This window comes from Paenibacillus sp. FSL R7-0345 (assembly GCF_038595055.1).
In the GTDB taxonomy this organism is placed as follows: Bacteria; Bacillota; Bacilli; order Paenibacillales; family Paenibacillaceae; genus Paenibacillus_AQ.
Window position 1 is genome coordinate 809672 of sequence record NZ_CP152002.1, and the last position, 18805, is coordinate 828476.

The following is an 18805-nucleotide window of genomic DNA, read 5'->3' on the forward strand; positions in this document are numbered from 1 at the left end:
TACTATGAATGTGCCAAGGGAGTTAACATAAATGATCAAGCAACTACGAAGCTGGTGGAAGGATACAGAAATTCCTAACTTAATTGGTCGCAAAAAAGTGGATTTTTCTATCTTTCGAGATGGTACGCATATTCCCGTTGAGTTTCATCCGGATTTTTTGGAAGCCAATCAAGGTCAGCAGCCTAACTTAGGTGAAGGAAGAAAGGCTAAGCTCATCTATAAAGATCGTAACTATGATGCAACACTTATTAAAATTGATCAAGTATCTGCTAGTCGGGAAGCTCTTCAACTTCGCTATAACGGAAACCAGGTGTTGAAGGATTTTCTAATTGAGATATTCGCTCATTCTTACTCCTACATCATGCAAGAAAGAGAAAATCAAAAAACAGACGATGCCAAAAGACCACAGGTCGTCGTTCCTGAAGATCAAGCTGAATATATTGATTTCTATGCGACAGGAGTGCCATTCGAATACCGTTTAGAATTCATTACATATCAGTCAAAGCCTAGCGTATGGTGGGTGAATCAAGGAACTACTATTCAGGCGGAGAAAGAAGAGGGAATTTTGTGGGCACCCCTCCTGAATACTCAAGGCCGAAAGTTATATCACTGGGAGACCATGAAGGAAGTTAAACAAGGTGATATCATCCTTCATTACTCCAATAAAGCTATTCGTTATGTTAGTCAGGTAACAGATGCGGCTGTAGAAGCACCCAAACCAGGTTCTATGGCTAATACGAGCTGGCAAGAGGACGGTAGACTGGTTCGGACTAGTTATACGGAGCTTAATCCGCCCATTGCATTACAACAGTTTAATCAACAAATTATGCAACTGAATATAACCCAAGGCCCGCTCCATTCAGGAGGCGGAGTGAATCAAGGGTATTTGTTCCGCTTTTCTAGACAAGGACTTAACGTGCTTCAAGCACTCACAACAGAAGTGAAATGGCCGGAGTTTACTATTCTAGATCAAGATGAGACTGCCTCCAGTATGGAGAGTTTGCGTGAGGTGATTACTATTTTGCCACCATCAGATCCTAATATTTCAACGTATCTCCACCAAATCCAATCCCACATCCGCCGCCAAGGCTTCTTTTTCCCTGAGCATCTTATTGAGAACTTCTACCTTTCACTAAAAGCCAAGCCCTTTGTCATCCTAGCGGGCATCTCGGGCACGGGGAAAACGCGGCTGGTGAAGCTGTTTGCGGAGGCGCTTGGGGCGACTCGGGATAATGGGCAGTTTAGCTTGATTCCGGTGCGGCCGGATTGGAGTGATCCTGCGGATCTGCTGGGGTATAAGGATCTGTCGGGCAGGTTCCAGCCTGGGCCAATTACGAAGGTGTTAGTGGATGCGCGGCAGCCGGAGAATCGGCATAAGCCTTATTTTATCTGCCTGGATGAGATGAATTTGGCCCGGGTGGAGCATTATTTCAGTGATATGTTAAGTGTGCTGGAGACGCAGGAGTGGCGGGAGGGGGCGATTCAGACGCAGGACCTTATCTCTCCTACCTTGCTGGATACGCCTGAGGATCAAGAAACCTATGGTGGCCTTGGCATTCCGGAGAATGTGTTCCTGATCGGGACGGTGAATATGGACGAGACGACGCATCCTTTTAGCAAAAAAGTGCTCGACCGCGCCAACACCCTGGAGTTTAATTACATCAATCTGCAGCAGTATCCGCAAGAGATTGGGCAGGAGGCGGATGATCCCGCTGAGCTTACGGAGCTGAATCATCTGTTTGTCCGCTCGGATTATCTGCAGCTGGCAGACGCCTATGAACCTCACAAGGAACTCGTTGTCCGGACGACGGGGAGACTGGTTAAGATTAATACGCTGCTTGAGGATATTCATGCTCATGTGGGCTTCCGGGTACGGGATGCGATTTGCTTTTATATGATATATAACGACCGTTATGGCCTGATGGAGGAAGAAGAAGCGTTCGACTGGCAGCTGCTGCAAAAGATTCTGCCGCGCATTCAAGGTAGTCATTCCTCTGTGCGCCGGGTTCTGCTCAACCTGATGAAGGTCGCGATAGGTAGCGGCGCTGGCATAACGGTAAATGTGCAGGACCTAACGGAGGATGCTTCTCCGCTCTATACGAGATGGGCTGGCGGGCAGAATCCGCCTGGGATCAAGCATCCGCAAAGTGCGCGTAAATTGGCTTATATGCTGAGGAGGCTGGAGGAAGATGGATTCACCTCATTCTGGCTCTCTTAATCAGGCGGTGGAATTGCTCCGTATTGAGACGGAGCTTTTTACGCTATATGTGTCAGGAAGGCCCTTTCATCCTACGGTGGAGGCATTGCAGCTTCATCGTTCTGCCGATCAGGAGTGGGTGAATGCGCAGCTTGGGCTTGTGTGCTCTGAGCGGTTAGGGGATGTGCAGATCAAGGTTTTTTCGCCGGAGACTTACGGGCTGGTGGATTGGCAGCCGGGGGAGGCGGTCTTTCCATGCTTTTATGAAACACAGTCGTATGAATTGGTGATTGAGAGCAAAACGGCGGGTAAGCTTTCTTTTTACCATGACAATGTGCTGCTGCGGCAGGCAGTTAAGCCTCTTGGCGGATCGCTTCTCGCGGGTGTGCTGAACTTTGGCAATGAGGTTGGCCTGACGGAGTGGGAGATCCGGAGTGAGGGGGAGATGCTGCTGCGGGTGGAGATGGATATTTTTCCGTCGAAGATGGATTACAAGCTGGATTACCAGAACATTCTGAATGAGGTGAATGCACAGATTTATAATCTGGCATTCGACTTCCTGCGCCGAACTTACCAGCTAACAGGCCTGCGGGAGACACAGCATCAGAGCCTGACGGAGTTTTTTACAATCCTGCAATATATCTTTAGACAGCTTCTGGATGCCGTTGAGCGGATCAACAAAAATCCTAATTATGCGCTGCTCCAGGATCGCCGGCTGGTGGATGCCAATCGGGTCAAAAAGGCCGGAAGAGAGAACATCCGTGAGCTCGCGAAGCACCCGGAACGGTTAAGAGAAGACATGAACCATGGATTCATCACCATCGGCAATCGGAGCTACGCAGCCACACATCTAATGGAGACGCGGAAGCGCCTCGCCTATGATACGAACGAGAACCGCTTCATCCGCTGGATGCTGGAACGTATTCATGGCAAGCTGAAGGAGCTCAAAACCCGCTGGAAGACGAAAAGCCGGACCGCAGATCCTCTGCTGATCAAAAGGCTGGATTCGATGCTTACGCAAATTGAGCGAGTGCTTAAGATGGATTTTTTGCGTGAGGCTGGGGTGCTGAAGCAGATGTCCGTTACGCTGGTGCTGCAGATGGCGCCCGGGTACCGTGAGGTCTATCGCTGTTATCTCATGCTGCTCAAAGGCCTGTCTATTCAAAGTGACCTGTTCCGCCTATCCATGAAGGATGTCGCTCAGCTCTATGAATATTGGTGTTTCCTCAAGCTCAATCAGCTGCTGGGGCAGAAGTACAAGCTGGTGAAGCAGGATATTATTAAGGTGAACCGGAACGGGATTTTTGTGACGCTGGACCGCTCGCAGAGCGCAAAGATGGTCTATGAGAACCCGGTGAACGGGGAGCAATTCATCCTGTACTATAATGCGATTCCTGGGACGGACAAGACGCCAACGCTAAGTCAACGCCCGGATAATGTACTAACCCTGAAGAAGAAGGATGCTGGACAGATTAAGGAGTATAAGTATGTTTTTGACGCTAAATATCGTTTGAACCCTGCTTACGAAGGTACTCCTTACCACAAGAAGTATGAACAACCTGGGCCTGAAGAAGACGATATTAATACGATGCACCGTTATCGGGACGCGATTGTGTATCAGGAGAAAAGCTCTGGGGAGTACGAGCGTAGCATGTTCGGGGCGTATGTGCTGTTTCCCTATCCTGACGAGGAGCGGTTCAAGGACCACCGTTTCTATAAAAGCATTGAGCTGCTGAACATTGGCGCCCTGCCGTTTCTGCCGAATGCCACCAGCCTGGTGGAGCACTTCCTGGACGAGATTATCCGGGACAGTCCGGAAAAAGCTTACGAGCGGTCCACACGTCCACGCGGCACGAGAGAGTATTATGCGGATCAGCTTGCGGGCAAAAATGTGCTGGTTGGCTCTGTCCGGGGGCCGGAGCAGGTGGGGGTGGCGGTTCGGAAAGCTTTTTACCATATGCCGTTAAAGAACCTTGCCAGTCACAAAATACTCACCCAAATCGAATACGTAGCCATGTGCCAATCCCGCAAAAAGTTCGTTGATCCTGCAAAAACAGGCATCCACTGGGTAGGAAAGGTAGCGGATTGGAAGGTGCTGCGGCGTAAGGAGATTACGGAAGTCCCTTGTCGGCCGGGTACGGAGGAGGATCTGTATGTGCGCTTTACGGTTGAGGAATGGAAGCCCTTGGCCGCTTCTATTGCGCTTGGCGGACAAGGGATTTATACGGTGCTCTACACCAGTAAGTACATCCTGGACCGGGCCCTGGAGCTTGCCGAGCTCCGTCTGGAAACAGAGGAAGCACTGCGGGAATGGCGGGAGAAGCGCCGTAAGGGCAGAGTGCAGGTGAAGCTGGATCATGAGGAGTATGTGGATTTGGGGCGGGTTGTGGAGGTTCGGAATATATAGTTTCCAATAACATATAAGATTCAATGTGCAACTAACTTTCATCTTTTAATCAATTACAGTATGTTTGTTATAGATCTATCGCTTAAGATTTTGCATATATCTAAGCAGTGGCTGTAATGGAATGGGAATAATGCTAGTAGGGGGGCAAGATTGTGATTCAATCGATTAGAATTGCAAACGAAATGGCGCTATTGGAAAAAGAAGCTCGTCGATATTGCGATCGAAAAAATAATCGAGTATCTTTAAAAGTTCCACGCTTGGCATTAAAAACTAATTATGAAGGATTCGAGCTTTCTGAACCCAAACATCCATTCGAACATTTGTATGAGAAAAGAAGAGAGCGGGACAGAACAAAATTAGACAGAATTCATTACAACAAAAGTAATTACTTTGGACCGATTGAAGAGCGTTTAGAACAGAGTAGAGATGCTATACATTTGTATTCTGATAATAAAAAAGAGGAAGCAATCAATTTATTTATTAAAGTAGTTGAAGAATCTTTAAGTGTAATAAAAACACCTCAATTATATTTTAATCTTGGGAAGGTTTTATTAGAGGAAGGATATTCTCAGGGGATTTTTTATCTGGTCGTGTATGCACTTCATGTGGATAATGGAGATTGGTATGGAGAGCTTATTCGTGAATGGTTTCCTATTACTGTAAAGCATGACCGAATTTCTGTGATACTACCTGATGGGCAAATTCTTAATATTCTAATTGAAAGCGATATATATAAATTAGATGATAATATTCCTGAGATAGAACCTTTGGTTCTTCCATTACATTATAAAACTCCCATTTCATTAAGATTAGAGAGAGAGGATAAAGATTTAATTACTTATCTTGACTATAAATATTTGCATCGCATATATGACCAATCAGATATATCTATTGTGTATGAAATCATGATCCCTAAAAGCTATTTCCCTGTATTTTATCAGGAATTTATGGGGACTATTGAGCAGATGGGTAATTACTCAATCTTAACTGATTTTGATGCACTTTATTTAGAATGTTACATTCATGAGCTCAAAATGAAATTTGATCATCCGTATCACTTTGATTCTAATGGACAAGAGCCTAAATTGCTGCTGATGAAAGAAGTAGTGTCTATTTTAACAATTAATTTACCTCTGGAATTAGAAGAGGGGTTTATTGAAAGCTTTCGTTACTTTTTAGATAAATTTGTTACTCAGGAAAAAAGCGATGAGGAAATGGATGCTGACGAAGATCAATATATTGAAGATGAAATGGAAAGAATGGGGGAGGAGTTTGAATTACTAAATGATTATGCAGTAAAGATGCAATTTAGTCACGAATATTCTTATTACCAAACTATGGGGGAATTATTTGCCGAGTTAGGCGTCGTTGATGATAATTTATGTAAGGGGATTGAAAACCCATACGAAACTAAAAATATTGTTTTAAATCAACAACTTATTAATGACTATATGGAACTATTTGAGAATATTTTTGATGAATTTAAATTAGAAGAGAAACTTTCTATAGTACAACATCAACCAAAGGATGACATAGAACAATTGATTCAAAGGATTAGAGATTTAGAGACTAAAAATGTTATTGCTCAACGTATCTCGTCTATTAAATCTGTTATTACAGTTGATCCTCCTAGTGCTCTAAGTCATATGCGTGTTGTACTTGAGGTGATAATGAAAAAACTATTCTTAAAATTAAGAAGAGAAATTACATATCCAAACGGCAATGCAATTGAACTGGATAAATTAATGGGGTTAACAAGAAATGATCGTCCAAAATTGATTGATAATGCGATGTACAATATTAAAAGTAAGGCTAATACAGTACTGCATTTTACCGCTCTACAAGAAAAGAATAATATTCCGATGCCTCTCGTTGATAAGGAAAATGCGTTGCAGTTATATGATTCGTTGAAAAAAGTAATGCGTTATTATATTGACAATCACGGATTATAATAGCATATAGACTTGAACTATTCAGATCCTAAACGTACGTTCGCTGACAATTCAGCCAAAGGCAGTATGACCCAATTCGAGGATGGGCTGTTTAGCCCGAGAATGGAGCCGGCTCCTGAGCATCGCTCTATTTTATACCGTTGGACGCAAGAAATTTGCCTTTACAGGCTGCATCATCATTTTGAGCGTAGAGAGCAAAAGCAAGGAGTCATTGAGTAATGGCAATTGTATGGCCTTTATCCTTTCATTTCACATATACCGAAGCAGTACTTTAAAAAGAGCTCAAGCGCAGCCCCCTGCCCTTGAGCTTTTTCTATACCTCCCAAACTCCCCCTCTGGAAATTTTTTCTCCCGTCGTAATACTTCCGCCATGTTCGTTCCGCCTGATTTCAGCGATGATAGAACCTGTAAGCAGCAGCTTTAACGCTTAGCAAGTTGATAACGCCGGGCGCGTTCATCATACATTAGGTTCTTATCCGGGCGGGCGGAACGAGGCGGGGATCTCAAGAAGATCCCGCAGTGCCGGCATGTATGTTACGGTATCCTGTACGGTTCGTTTCGGTAAGAATCCACCAGGGGTTCGAATCCCCAATCGCCTTGGGAGCGATATTTGGTACAGTACTCGATTTCCATCGAGCGACAAATTCAAGCGTATTTTGAATGAAGGAGACCAAGGGGCAGAATCTCTGGCGGCTGGTACAGCGCACTGCGGAAAGGCTTTGCAATCCGTGGATACCGATGGTACGGCAGCAGGGAAGGCTGGCAAGAACAGAAGGATACGAAGGCTGGCTGAAGCAGGGTTTAGCTTTTGAATCACAATGTTCTTCCGGACCTCCCGGCAGACCGACTGTCTCAAACGAGGTTCCGCCGGAACGCAGCGGGGTTCTGTCATACATTGGTCACACATGAAGGGGGTATAACTATGTTAAAACCAATCACGATTCAAGCGGACCAGCGCGGTCTGCTCTTTCATAAGGGAAGTTATGTGAAGCGGCTGCTTCCGGGAACCTACCGTTACTTCTCGTGGTCGCAGCATACGGTGGTGGTGCTCAATATTGGCAAACCGTTCGCGGTGGAGGGTAAAGACCTGCAGCTATTTTTACAGGATGAAGAACTCCTGCGGGAGCTCGATGTCGTAACTGTGCAAGATCATGAGATTGTCTTGCGCTATGAGGATGGTCAATTTGCACAGCTGCTGAAGCCGGGGGTGTATGCCTATTGGAACCTGCTGAAAAAGCAGACCTTTGTCCACACGGATATCCGGCAGCCGGAGCTCCCGGCTGGGATCGACCGCTCGATTATAGCGAAGCTTACTCCATGTGTGCAGTCGAGTGAAATTGCCAGCTATGAGCTGGGCTTCCTGTTCTATGATCATACGCTCCAGCGGGAGCTGACGCCTGGTAAGTATTATTTCTGGAAGGGGCCGGTCTCGGTGGTGGTGAAGACGGTCGATCTGAGGCAGCAGCAGATGGATCTGATCGGCCAGGAGATGATGACGGAGGATAAGGTTACGCTGCGCCTGAACTTTGTATGCCAGTACAAGATTGTGAATCCGCAGCGTGTGCTGGAGCTGAAGGCTTTTGACGAGCAGATCCACATCCAGCTTCAGCTGCTGCTCCGGGAATATGTCGGGACGCTGAAACTGGATGATCTGCTGAAACGCAAAGAGGATGTTGCATCCTTCATCCTATCCCGGATTAAGGATAAGGAAGAAGAGTTCGGAGTGCGTTTCCTCGGGGCAGGCGTGAAGGATGTCATTCTACCGGGGGAAATGAAGGAGATCCTGAACACCGTCCTGCTCGCAGAAAAGAAGGCGCAGGCCAACCTGATCACCCGCCGGGAAGAGACGGCCTCAACGCGCAGTCTGCTCAATACGGCGAAGCTGATGGACGAGAATCAGACGCTGTTCCGGCTGAAGGAGCTGGAATTCCTGGAGAAGATCTGCGACAAAATCGGCTCTATCTCGGTAACAGGCGGCGGTGACCTTCTGGAGCGGTTAAGCTCGCTGATCAGCGTGAATAAGTAGACCGCTACCAGGCGGTCTATTTTCTTTGTCTGATAGAGAATGAACAGGGCCGGTGCCTCGGGTGAGCCGGGTGTTTTGCATGCAGGTAATATAATAGCTAGTATAGAACTAAGCGTGCATAGCCGACTAAGCCAAACGGAGGGAAGTGAACCCATGGACAAAAAAGCGAAAAAGATTCTAATGAACTCCTTCTGGACATCAGCCGGCTGGAGGAGTACCCGGGGGGCTTTTGCCGGGGAGGATTTCGAGTATGCCAAGAGCAAAGGATTGATGTTCGATCCTGTAACGATTACTCACGATGAGATCATCTTACGGCTGCATGAGCTGCATCAGACGATTACTAAGGAGCGGGTAGCCGCTGCGTTCCTGCACAGTCTGTCTACGAAAAAAGTCCATCTGCGCAGTGCTCTCTCCAGCTGGGCTCTTACTTCGCGTCTGCCTATACATATCTATGAGCAGCGGAGTGCAGTACGGCCGAATTATAGCAGCTGCGGGGATTGCAACTTTCACGGACTAATGTCAGACCGGGACTATATAAATGAAGATTTGAATGTGCTGAATTTCGAACGGGTCAAATGGGGCGGGATACGTCTGAACTGGCTTTTATATTGCTGGCTGGATCTTGAGTTATTCAGTAAGGAAGAGTCTTACGAGAGTACCGCCGAGGATGCTGCCATACTCACCGGAATGCTCGAAGCCGTTCGGGCTTGTGCTGACTATGATGGTGCGCGGATGCTGGAGAAGCGGTGGAAGGACGTGGTTCCCTCCAGTAAGAATGAACGGGATGTGCTGATGGAGATCTGGGGGTATGCCGGACTGCTGGTGCCGGGTGATGCTCCACGTAAGCGCAGAGGCGGGAGCTCTGATTACAACGCTATGGCGGAGTGGCAGGGGGATGACGGGTACTCCCAGGAGGCGGCGGCATTTTATTTTGGCGCGTTTTTGTGAGTTCTCTGTGACCAATCATAAGAATAATCAGCGTTATGACCCTTCCTTAAATGGAGGGGTCTTTCGTATGAAATTACCACTAATAGAACTTCGCATTTCTGCCGAAATATAGGTATATCGTATCAATGTGAGGTTTCTCTCAACTATACATAATCTACCAGGAATCATGGAGGGGCCGTCATGGCGTTAGCTTATCTTTTTTCTTTAGTGTTATTTATTGCGTTCGCGCTTTATTTCATTCTTGGGATGTATATTCTGTCCCTTAATACAGGCAGCAAGCTGAACCGGCTCTATTGTGTAGCCTGCCTGTCTCTTTCCATATGGGCCTTTTGTTTTTCGATTACCAATTCTGCACCGGATTATGAGACAGCTATCTTGTGGCGCAGGTTGTCTTCGCTTGGTTATGGAACGGTGTACAGCTTACTGCTGCATTTTTTTCTTATTTTGACTGAAAGAGCTAAGATCCTGAAAAACAGATGGGCGTATGTGCTCTTATACCTTCCGGCCGTAGTGAACGTCTATGCTTTTGGTTATAGCAGTGCCGCGAAGGAACAGTACAAGCTGATCTATACTGCAACGGGATGGGTTAATGTTTCGGCGAACAGCTGGGGCGATTTGTATTTCAACCTGTATTATATTTGTTTTACCACTGCGGGCTTGCTGCTGCTCTGGAATTGGGGGAGAAGATCGAAAGACCCGCTAAAGAAGAAGCAGGGCTATCTCTTTATGTTCTCCTATACTATGGCTATGATCACCGGGACTGTAACAGATGTAATCCTGAATACATTCGCATCGGTTAAGGTTCCTCAGCTGGCGCCAGTCATTGTGCTGTTACCGACAACAGCTATGTTCTATGCGATTAAGCGGTATGGTCTCATGAGTCTGGGAAAAAGCGGCCGGGCTGAACCCGGTAAAATATTAAGTGCTGTGAACATGAACAGATTTATTAATATTATGTCCTTTGTCTATGTTATTGGCGGAATGCTGAATTTTGTTTCGCAGTACTTTTTTAACCAGCAGGCTCCCCGGTTCAGCTTTATTCTGTTATTCAGTCTTTTCTTTTTTGTCACCGGATTACTATTGACGATTATTAAACATATACCGATTAAGGCGGATGTTAAAGAAGGCGTTTTTGTTTTCATCATGCTGGCGTCGATCCTTCTGATTGCCGTTAACTTTATCGATACTGCAAGTGTTACCGCATGGGCGGCACCGTTCATTATTGTGATGCTGTCGGTTCTTTTCAATAAACGGTTAATGATCTTCTGGATAGGGATACCTATTCTAATTACACAAATCTATATTTGGGTGAGGATGCCGGAAGCGATGGTCCAGGTGGATGGTTCGGATTATGTGGCCAGAATCGGCATTCTGGGCATCACCCTTTGGCTGGCCTATTTTGTTAACCGGGTGTATATCCAGCGTCTTGAAGATAATGAAGCTCAAATCAGGTTTCAGAAAATGGTTGCTCAAATATCCGGTGATTTTGTTAAGGTATCTGAATCGGACCTGGATGAAAAAATCAACGGGCTGTTGGAGCTGTGCGGTGAGCATTTTCAAGTAGACCGGGCTTTTTATATTTCCTTGGCGGATCAGCAAAAAACGTATGAATGGTGCAATGCGGGAATTGAACCTGCGGCTGACCTTATTCCAGGGTTGAACGGCGGTGCCTTCCCCTGGTGGATGAACGAGATCGTACACAATGACCTGGTAAAGGTAGCGGATGTGGACATGCTGCCGCCGGAAGCCGGAGCAGAACAAGAGATACTTAACTCTCATAAGATGAAGTCGCTGATCTCCATTGCGGTAAGAAATAAAGGTAAACTCCTGGGCCTGTTATTCTTCGCATCCGTCAAGGCGGCCAGAACCTTCGGCCAGAATCAGCAGGAGCTGCTGCGAATTCTCGCCAATCTATTGTCAGATGCGCTGGTAAAAGTGCAATCCGAACGGGAAATCAGCTACATGGCTTATTATGATGCGCTGACCGGGTTCCCAAACCATACGTTATTTAAAAAAGAGCTGGAAGCGACGATTCAATTAGCCGGGGGAACCGGCAAGCATATTGGTGTTCTTTTCATAGACCTGGATTCCTTTAAAATCGTTAATGACACGATAGGCCACCTCGGCGGAGACGAGATGCTTAAACAGGTGACCAGCAGAATATCCGGGTGTCTACGTGAGCAGGATATGGTATCGCGTTTCGGCGGAGATGAATTTCTGATCAAGCTGGCCGGTATAGAGCGGATAGAAGACATTGGGGAAATGGCTGAAAGCATCATTAAGTCGATTGCCCAGCCCGTGATTGTCAAAGGCCAGGAATTCTTCATTACGGCCAGTGCGGGGATCGCGGTCTATCCCGGAGATGGTGAAAGTACGGAAGAACTGATCCGGAATGCTGATCTGGCGATGTACGCTGCAAAAGAAAAAGGAAAAAATCAGTACACCTTATGCTCATCAGCCATGAAGGAACAAGTATTGAAGAAAACAAAGCTCACGAAAAGCCTGTACAGGGCGCTGGAAAGAAATGAATTTGTTCTTTACTATCAGCCCCAGGTGAGTGTACAAACGAAAGAAATTGTGGGTCTGGAAGCGCTGGTGCGCTGGAATAATCCGGAGCTTGGGATGATTTCCCCGGCTACCTTTATTCCCTTGGCTGAACAGACCGGACAGATCCTTCCGATTGGCCAGTGGGTGCTTGAGACTGCGTGCCGGCAGATGAAGCAGTGGCAGTCGCTGGGGGTGGCGGATATACGCATGGCAGTAAACCTGTCGATTGTTCAGTTCCAGGACCGGAACCTGCTTGGTATTATTGATAGAACCCTTAGTGAAACAGGCCTGGAAGCGAAGCATCTGGAACTGGAGATTACGGAAAGTACTGCAGCTGATGGAGAAGACTATATTGTCGAGGTGCTTCATGAGCTGAAGAAGCTGGGGGTCAGCATCTCTATTGATGATTTTGGATCCGAGTATTCTTCTTTAAGTAGATTAAAGACAATGCCTGTTGACCGCATTAAAATTGACATGCAGTTTGTACGCGGCATTGCAACAGGGAACGATGATGAAGCTATAGCCAAGACCATCATTCAGCTGGCCAGAAACTTGAAGCTGAGTGTGATCGCCGAAGGCGTTGAAACCGAAGAGCAGTTTGCTTTTTTTAACAAGAATAAGTGTGATGAGATCCAGGGGTATTTCTTTTATAAGCCTATGCCTGCGGCAGAGATAGAGTCGATTCTGTTAAATGTGAACCGGATTCCAAATATTCCAAATAATAGATAATTAGTGATAACTATTACAAGTGTTCCTATTCAGTGTATACTTATAGCCGGGAGGTGAAATAGTTTCTGAGATTTTGGCGGAATACTAGAGGCCGTCTGCTGAGAATATAAGTAGGAGGGAACCTTTTGAAGAAAATCACTAAAGCGTTTTCTTTGGTAATGGCATTCTTTCTGTTACATACAATGGTTGCACCGGCACCTGCAGTGGGGGCCGAAGGCAGTACGGTTGCTGTGGAGCAGCTGACGCAGTTAAGCGGAGAAGATATGCTGGACACACTGCTTGAGAACGGACTCCAGATACCGGAAGGCCTGGAAGACGATGAATTCACACGTAATGCGGCCAAAGAGATCGTTACAGGTATTGAGAGCGGGGCAATTACCGCTGATCATATCCCGTACAGTTATACGAAGATGGTTGAATTGGCGCAAAATATATTAGATGTCACCGCTGCTCCCGGCATTGCTGCAAGAAGTTTCTCTGCCCTGGCCGGCTATACGCTGCAGGATAGTACCGCAATCGGGACCTGGTCGAATGACTACAGATATTATAACTGCTACGGATATGCGATTGGCCAGCAAGTATTTAAGGACCCGGGCTACCACTCCGGCAAAAGCTTTTCTGTAAGCATGAGTGTTTCAGAATTAGCGGATTTAACAGTAAGCGACCTCGATGCGCTCGGTTATTGGGGTTACAAAACAACGGCGAAGCCTGGCTCCCTTGCTTATTACGAGCGGGTAGTTGCGGTCCGTAAAGGAAGCAATGATTATCATTTTATGAAGGGCGATACTTCAGGCAGTGACTGGACGCATAAACCGGCGGGAAACCAGCCTATGCGCTGGAACTATGCTTCTCCTGGATATAAGAATTGGAGTAATGAAAGTTCCTTCCAGAATGTAAACTATGCACCGACCGTCTACTATAACAGCACTATTTACTACGTTATTTATTGGGCTAAAAATGGTCCTGGTCCGCAGCCTACCAAGAAAATTCAGCCGGCAATCTAAAGGTAACGGAGGAGGATGCCCGGCACTGCAGATCCACCGACCTTACGGCCTGGAACTGACAACTTTAAAACAACAGCAGAGCAGCGCTTCTACCTTAGCTGGTGAAGCGCTGCTCTGCTGTTTCACTTCTAACACACTGCGATGACCAAGAAAGTGCTGTGTCTGATTGCCGCCTCGATTTAGCTCCTGTCCCTGAATGAGCCGGATTATGGGCTGATGCTGAACCTGTTCTTCTGAAAATGGATTGATTTTTATGCAGAAAGCTGTATAATCTACTTAATTAACGTTAATTAAAATCAAGAAAAGAGGTTGACCATGACCAGAACGAAGCTGAAAGAAGCTGCGCTGAGGCTGTTCGGTGAGAAGGGCTACGACGGGACGGCATTATCGGAAATTGCGAAGGAGGTCGGTGTCAAAACACCGGCAATCTATGCTTTTTTTGCGGGTAAGGAAGATCTGTTCATGGCGGTCTTTGAAGAATCCATGAGCTCCTACAACGAGTTTATCCAGGCTTTGACGGACAGCAGCGAAGGGATGAGCACGGAGAATAAGCTGCATGCACTGCTGCTCCGCCAGTATGATTTTCACCAGAACAAGCAGGAGCTCGCCGTATTTACCTTCAGGTATCTGGTATTCCCGCCCGATTTCTTGCTGGACCGGATGCAGGAGGCCTTCGAGCGTTCTGACCTGCTGTTGGGCGGCATTGTCCGCGGCATTATGCTGGAAGGGCTGGAGCGCGGCGAATTGGCGGAGGTTCAGGTTGAGACGCTTGTGGATGCTTACCTCGCATTAATGGACGGGCTGGGGATTCAATATTACTACTATAAGTCGCCGGAGCTGTTCGAACGGAAACAGCAGCATGCTTTTGACATGTTCTGGAGAGCGGTCAAAGCTTAGCAAACAACAAGACTGGACAGAAAGCAGAGGTTAGGAAATGAGTAACGAAACAAAGATAGAAGATTACGAAAGAGAGCCCGTGCCGCAGCATTTGCGCAAATCCTGGTTGTCCATGGCGCTCGTCTGGATTGCTATCGGTATTGATTTATCCGCGATGTTCCTGGGCGCACAGCTTGGTGCGGGAATGAGCATCGGAGATTCGCTTACTGCAGTCATCGCGGGCTCGGTCATTCTGGGAATCATCGGGGCAGTTTGCGCTTATGTCGGGGCCAAAACCGGCCTCTCTACAGCGATGCTAAGCCGTTTTTTGTTCGGCAATAGAGGAGCGCTGATCGTCTCCGTGATTCTTGGGATTTCATCGCTGGGCTGGTTCGGCGTACAGGTCGGCTTCTTTGCCTCTAATTTTCAGACGGCGCTAAGCGAGCTGCTGGATTGGCACTGGTCTCTGGGGGTATTGTCTGTCATCGGCGGGCTGCTCATGATGTCTACGGCGGTCTGGGGCTACCGGGCAATTGAAAAATTGAGCGTCTGGTCGGTGCCGCTGCTGGTCGTATTTATTATCATCGCGCTTGTGATGGCGCTTCGCGGTGAAGGCGGCAGTACCGTCTGGTCGCCATTTGAAGGTGAAGCACTGCCGATGGGAACGGCAATCTCACTGGTTATCGGTATCTTTGTACTCGGTACAGCGTTGTCTCCCGACATCGCCCGTTGGGCCAAAACGCCTAAGCATGCCATATCGGCAGCGTTTATCGGCTTCTTTGTCGGCAACAGCTTTATGACCATCATCGCGATTTTCTTGTCCCGCTCGATGAATTCCAGCGATTTGACGGGAATTTTTCTGACGCTGGGACTGGGCATTCCGGCGATTATCGTGCTGACCCTGGCGCAATGGACCACCAATACGAGCAATCTGTATTCCGCAGGGCTTGGCTTCTCCGTTGTATTTAAACGGATACCCAAACCGGTAATTACGATTGTTGCAGGCTTGCTTGCGACGGTGCTCGCTTACTTTGGCATATATGACCGTTTTCTGACGTTCCTGACCTATATTACTATGCTTGTTGCCCCGCTTGGCGGGATTTACACGGCCGAGTATTTGCTGGTCGACCGCAACAGGTTCTCGTTTGAGGGGCTGGACAGCAACCGGAACTGGATTATCCGCTCGATCGCAGTATGGATATTAGCCTCCTTCTTCGGGCTCATGACAACTGCGGGTCCGGACGGACTCGGTCTCTTCCGGGTTACGCAGGTTCCGGCGCTCGACAGCTTCCTGATTGCATTTATTTTGCAGGCATTGATTGGCAAGTGGGCCGTTAAGAAAGGATGACATCATGAATAAGACAGATAGACTAACAAGCTTGGATGAACGGGCAGTTGAATATATCGCGGTAGGCGCTGCTGTGCTCGGAACGGGCGGCGGGGGTGATCCTCATGTCGGCAAGCTGATGGCGCTGGAGGCGATCCGCAAGCATGGTCCGGTACCAATAGTACAGCTTGAGGAGCTGGACGACGAAGGCCTCATTGTGCCGGTATCGATGATTGGAGCTCCGACGGTAATGCAGGAAAAAATCCCTTCGGCTGAGCAGCTGACGAGGCCGCTGGATCTGATGGAAAAAGAGCTCGGCCGCAAGGTGACTGCGGTCATGCCGATCGAGGTCGGCGGCGGCAATTCGCTGGTTCCGGTTCTTGCGGCGGCGGAGCGGGGGATCCCGCTCGTCGATGCCGATGCGATGGGGCGGGCTTTTCCGGAGTCGCAGATGGTGACGTTCCATCTGGAAGGCATCGCCTGCAGCCCGGTAACGATGGCGGATGAGCGCGGCAACACCGCGCTGCTGCATACGATTGACGGCGTATGGGAGGAGCGGCTGGCACGCGCCCTGACTGTAGAGATGGGCGGCTCTGCCTCCATCTGCGATTATCCGTTATCCGGCGCACAGGCGAAGTGCAGTGCGATCGGCGGTACGCTGACACTGGCCTATGAAATTGGCCGTACGCTGTTTGAAGCGAAGCAGCAGAAGCTGAATCCGGTCCGCGAGCTGCTGGCGCAACTGGACGGTCATGCGTTATTCCAGGGCAAGGCCGTGGACATCCGCCGCCGGATGGACGGCGGGTTCACACGCGGCGAAGCCGTATTTGAAGGAACCGGTAAGGATAAGGGGCAGCTGATGAAGCTGTTTTTCCAGAACGAATTCCTGCTCGCAACCGTGGAAGATCAGCCGCTGGCCATTACACCCGATCTGATTGCACTGCTGGATCAGGACACGGGCATGCCGGTGACGACGGAGAACTTAAAGTACGGGGCCCGGGTGATCGCGGCAGGCTTCCCTTGTGATGCCAAATGGCGCACGGACAAAGGGATTGAGACGGCAGGCCCGCGCTACTTCGGTTATGACTTCGACTATGTGCCGATTGAGACGCTGGCTTCGAAGGGAGGTGCAGCGGAATGAATAGTACAGTGAATAATACTTCTGTTGCTGACAAGAGAGAGGTTTACCGCATCGGGATTGATGTGGGTGGCACGAATACGGATGCCGCACTGCTGGATTCGGGCTTGCGCTGTGTCCACAAGGTGAAGGTGCACACGACAGCCGATGTCAATGAAGGTATCGTCGAGGCGGTTCGCCGGCTGCTGCAGGAAAGCGGCGTGGATGCTGGGGATATCCGCTACGCGATGCTTGGTACCACGCATTGCACGAATGCCATCGTCGAGCGTAAGCATCTTGGCCGCGTCGGCCTGATCCGCATCGGCGCTCCGGCGACAACTGCGGTTCCGCCGCTTGCCGACTGGGACGAATCGCTGCGTGCTGCGGTTGGACCGCATAGCTATATTGCCGCCGGGGGCTATGAATATGACGGCCGGATGATTGCGAAGCCGGAAGCCGTGGAAATTACCGCACTGTGCCGCCGGATGGCCGGCGAAGTCGATGCGGTGGCGGTATGCGGAGTATTTGCTCCTGTAAACCGGGCGCAGGAGAAGCTGGCCGGAGACATCGTCCGCGAGGTACTTGGGCCGGACATGCCCGTCACCTTCTCCAGTGAGATCGGCACCATCGGGCTGCTGGAGCGGGAGAACGCCTCCGTGCTGAACGCGGCTCTGCTGCAAGTCATTGCAGGCGTTGTGCATGGCTTCGAGGAAGCGCTGAACGGTTTCGGCATTGATGCGCAGCTGTATATCTGCCAGAACGACGGTACGTTGATGAAAAGCGAGTATGCGCTCCGTTATCCGATTCTGACCATCGCCTGCGGGCCGACGAATTCGATCCGGGGGGCGGCGCATCTGTCGGGACTGAGCGACGCGCTGGTCGTCGATATCGGCGGCACGACGACGGATATCGGCGTGCTTGTGCAGGGCTTCCCGCGCCAGTCTTCGGCAGCGGTTGAGCTGGGCGGCATCCGTACAAATTTCCGGATGCCGGATATTTTGTCGATCGGCCTGGGTGGCGGAACGATTGTCCGGCTTGACGGCGCGGGCAGGGTGACGGTCGGCCCGGACAGCGTCGGCTATGGGCTGACGAAGCGGGGCCGCATCTTCGGCGGCGATACGCTGACGACTACCGACGTAGCCGTCAAGTTAGGCCGCGCCGTATGGCCGGGTACGGACGCTGCTGTGCTTGATGAGGCGGTATGTCGTGAAGCGGATGAAGTGATGCAGCGGGCCCTGGAGGATGCCATCGACCGGATGAAGACCAGCGCCGATGAGGTGGATGTGATTCTGGTCGGCGGCGGCAGCATTTTGGTGCCGGATCATCTGGCCGGGGCGCGCCGGATCATCCGGCCGGACCATTATGATGCGGCGAATGCCATTGGCGCTGCGCTCGGAGAGGTAAGCGGTGAGTCGGAGCGCATCTATTCGCTGGATGACTGGAAGTACGACGACGTCATTCAGGATGCGAAGCAGCGCGCCATAGATGAGGCGGCCGCTGCCGGAGCGAACGCGGAAACAGTGCAAATCGTATCCGTCGAGGATATTCCGATTGCCTATCTGCCGGGCAATGCGCTGCTGGTGAAAGTGAAGGCGGCGGGCAAGCTGTAACAACGCAGAGGGATAAGAGCTGCGCTGGACAGAAGCTATGGATGAAGTGTGACAAAGGCAAGGGG

The 18805-nt window shown here is 49.2% G+C and carries 11 protein-coding genes; all 11 read left to right on the forward strand.

The genetic code is table 11. The annotated features are described in order from the left end of the window. Nucleotides 1-31: 31 nt before the first annotated feature. The 11 genes from NST84_RS03430 (at nucleotide 32) to NST84_RS03480 (ending at nucleotide 18740) form a co-directional block, all read left to right on the forward strand. On the forward strand, nucleotides 32-2218 hold the full coding sequence (locus NST84_RS03430) for an AAA family ATPase (protein WP_342564259.1): 2187 nt from the start codon (nucleotides 32-34) through the stop codon (nucleotides 2216-2218). Then, the gene (locus NST84_RS03435; RefSeq protein ID WP_342564260.1) at nucleotides 2190-4604 is read left to right on the forward strand and encodes a restriction endonuclease-like protein; all 2415 of its coding nucleotides are present in this window, start codon (nucleotides 2190-2192) and stop codon (nucleotides 4602-4604) included. Before NST84_RS03430 ends, NST84_RS03435 begins: the two co-directional genes overlap by 29 nt. 152 nt (nucleotides 4605-4756) lie before the next feature. Further along, nucleotides 4757-6556: a hypothetical protein gene (locus NST84_RS03440; protein ID WP_342564261.1), complete on the forward strand. Its 1800-nt coding sequence runs from the start codon at nucleotides 4757-4759 to the stop codon at nucleotides 6554-6556. A gap of 922 nt (nucleotides 6557-7478) precedes the next feature. Further along, on the forward strand, nucleotides 7479-8582 hold the full coding sequence (locus NST84_RS03445) for a slipin family protein (RefSeq protein WP_342564262.1): 1104 nt from the start codon (nucleotides 7479-7481) through the stop codon (nucleotides 8580-8582). 153 nt (nucleotides 8583-8735) lie between these two features. After that, entirely contained in the window at nucleotides 8736-9530 is a 795-nt protein-coding gene (locus NST84_RS03450; protein ID WP_342564263.1) for a hypothetical protein, read from the forward strand. Nucleotides 9531-9710: 180 nt separating this feature from the next. Continuing rightward, nucleotides 9711-12806, forward strand: a complete 3096-nt coding sequence (locus tag NST84_RS03455; protein WP_342564264.1) for an EAL domain-containing protein — start codon at nucleotides 9711-9713, stop codon at nucleotides 12804-12806. A gap of 125 nt (nucleotides 12807-12931) precedes the next feature. After that, nucleotides 12932-13810, forward strand: a complete 879-nt coding sequence (locus tag NST84_RS03460; RefSeq protein ID WP_342564265.1) for a hypothetical protein — start codon at nucleotides 12932-12934, stop codon at nucleotides 13808-13810. Between the two features lie 315 nt (nucleotides 13811-14125). After that, complete coding sequence (locus NST84_RS03465; RefSeq protein WP_342564266.1) at nucleotides 14126-14707, forward strand: TetR/AcrR family transcriptional regulator; 582 nt, start codon at nucleotides 14126-14128, stop codon at nucleotides 14705-14707. Between the two features lie 37 nt (nucleotides 14708-14744). Further along, the gene (locus NST84_RS03470) at nucleotides 14745-16034 is read left to right on the forward strand and encodes a cytosine permease (RefSeq protein ID WP_342564267.1); all 1290 of its coding nucleotides are present in this window, start codon (nucleotides 14745-14747) and stop codon (nucleotides 16032-16034) included. 4 nt (nucleotides 16035-16038) lie between these two features. Continuing rightward, the gene (locus tag NST84_RS03475; RefSeq protein ID WP_342564268.1) at nucleotides 16039-17154 is read left to right on the forward strand and encodes a DUF917 domain-containing protein; all 1116 of its coding nucleotides are present in this window, start codon (nucleotides 16039-16041) and stop codon (nucleotides 17152-17154) included. Further along, nucleotides 17151-18740: a hydantoinase/oxoprolinase family protein gene (locus NST84_RS03480; protein ID WP_342564269.1), complete on the forward strand. Its 1590-nt coding sequence runs from the start codon at nucleotides 17151-17153 to the stop codon at nucleotides 18738-18740. The genes NST84_RS03475 and NST84_RS03480 overlap by 4 nt, the downstream gene beginning before the upstream one ends. Nucleotides 18741-18805 lie beyond the last annotated feature (65 nt).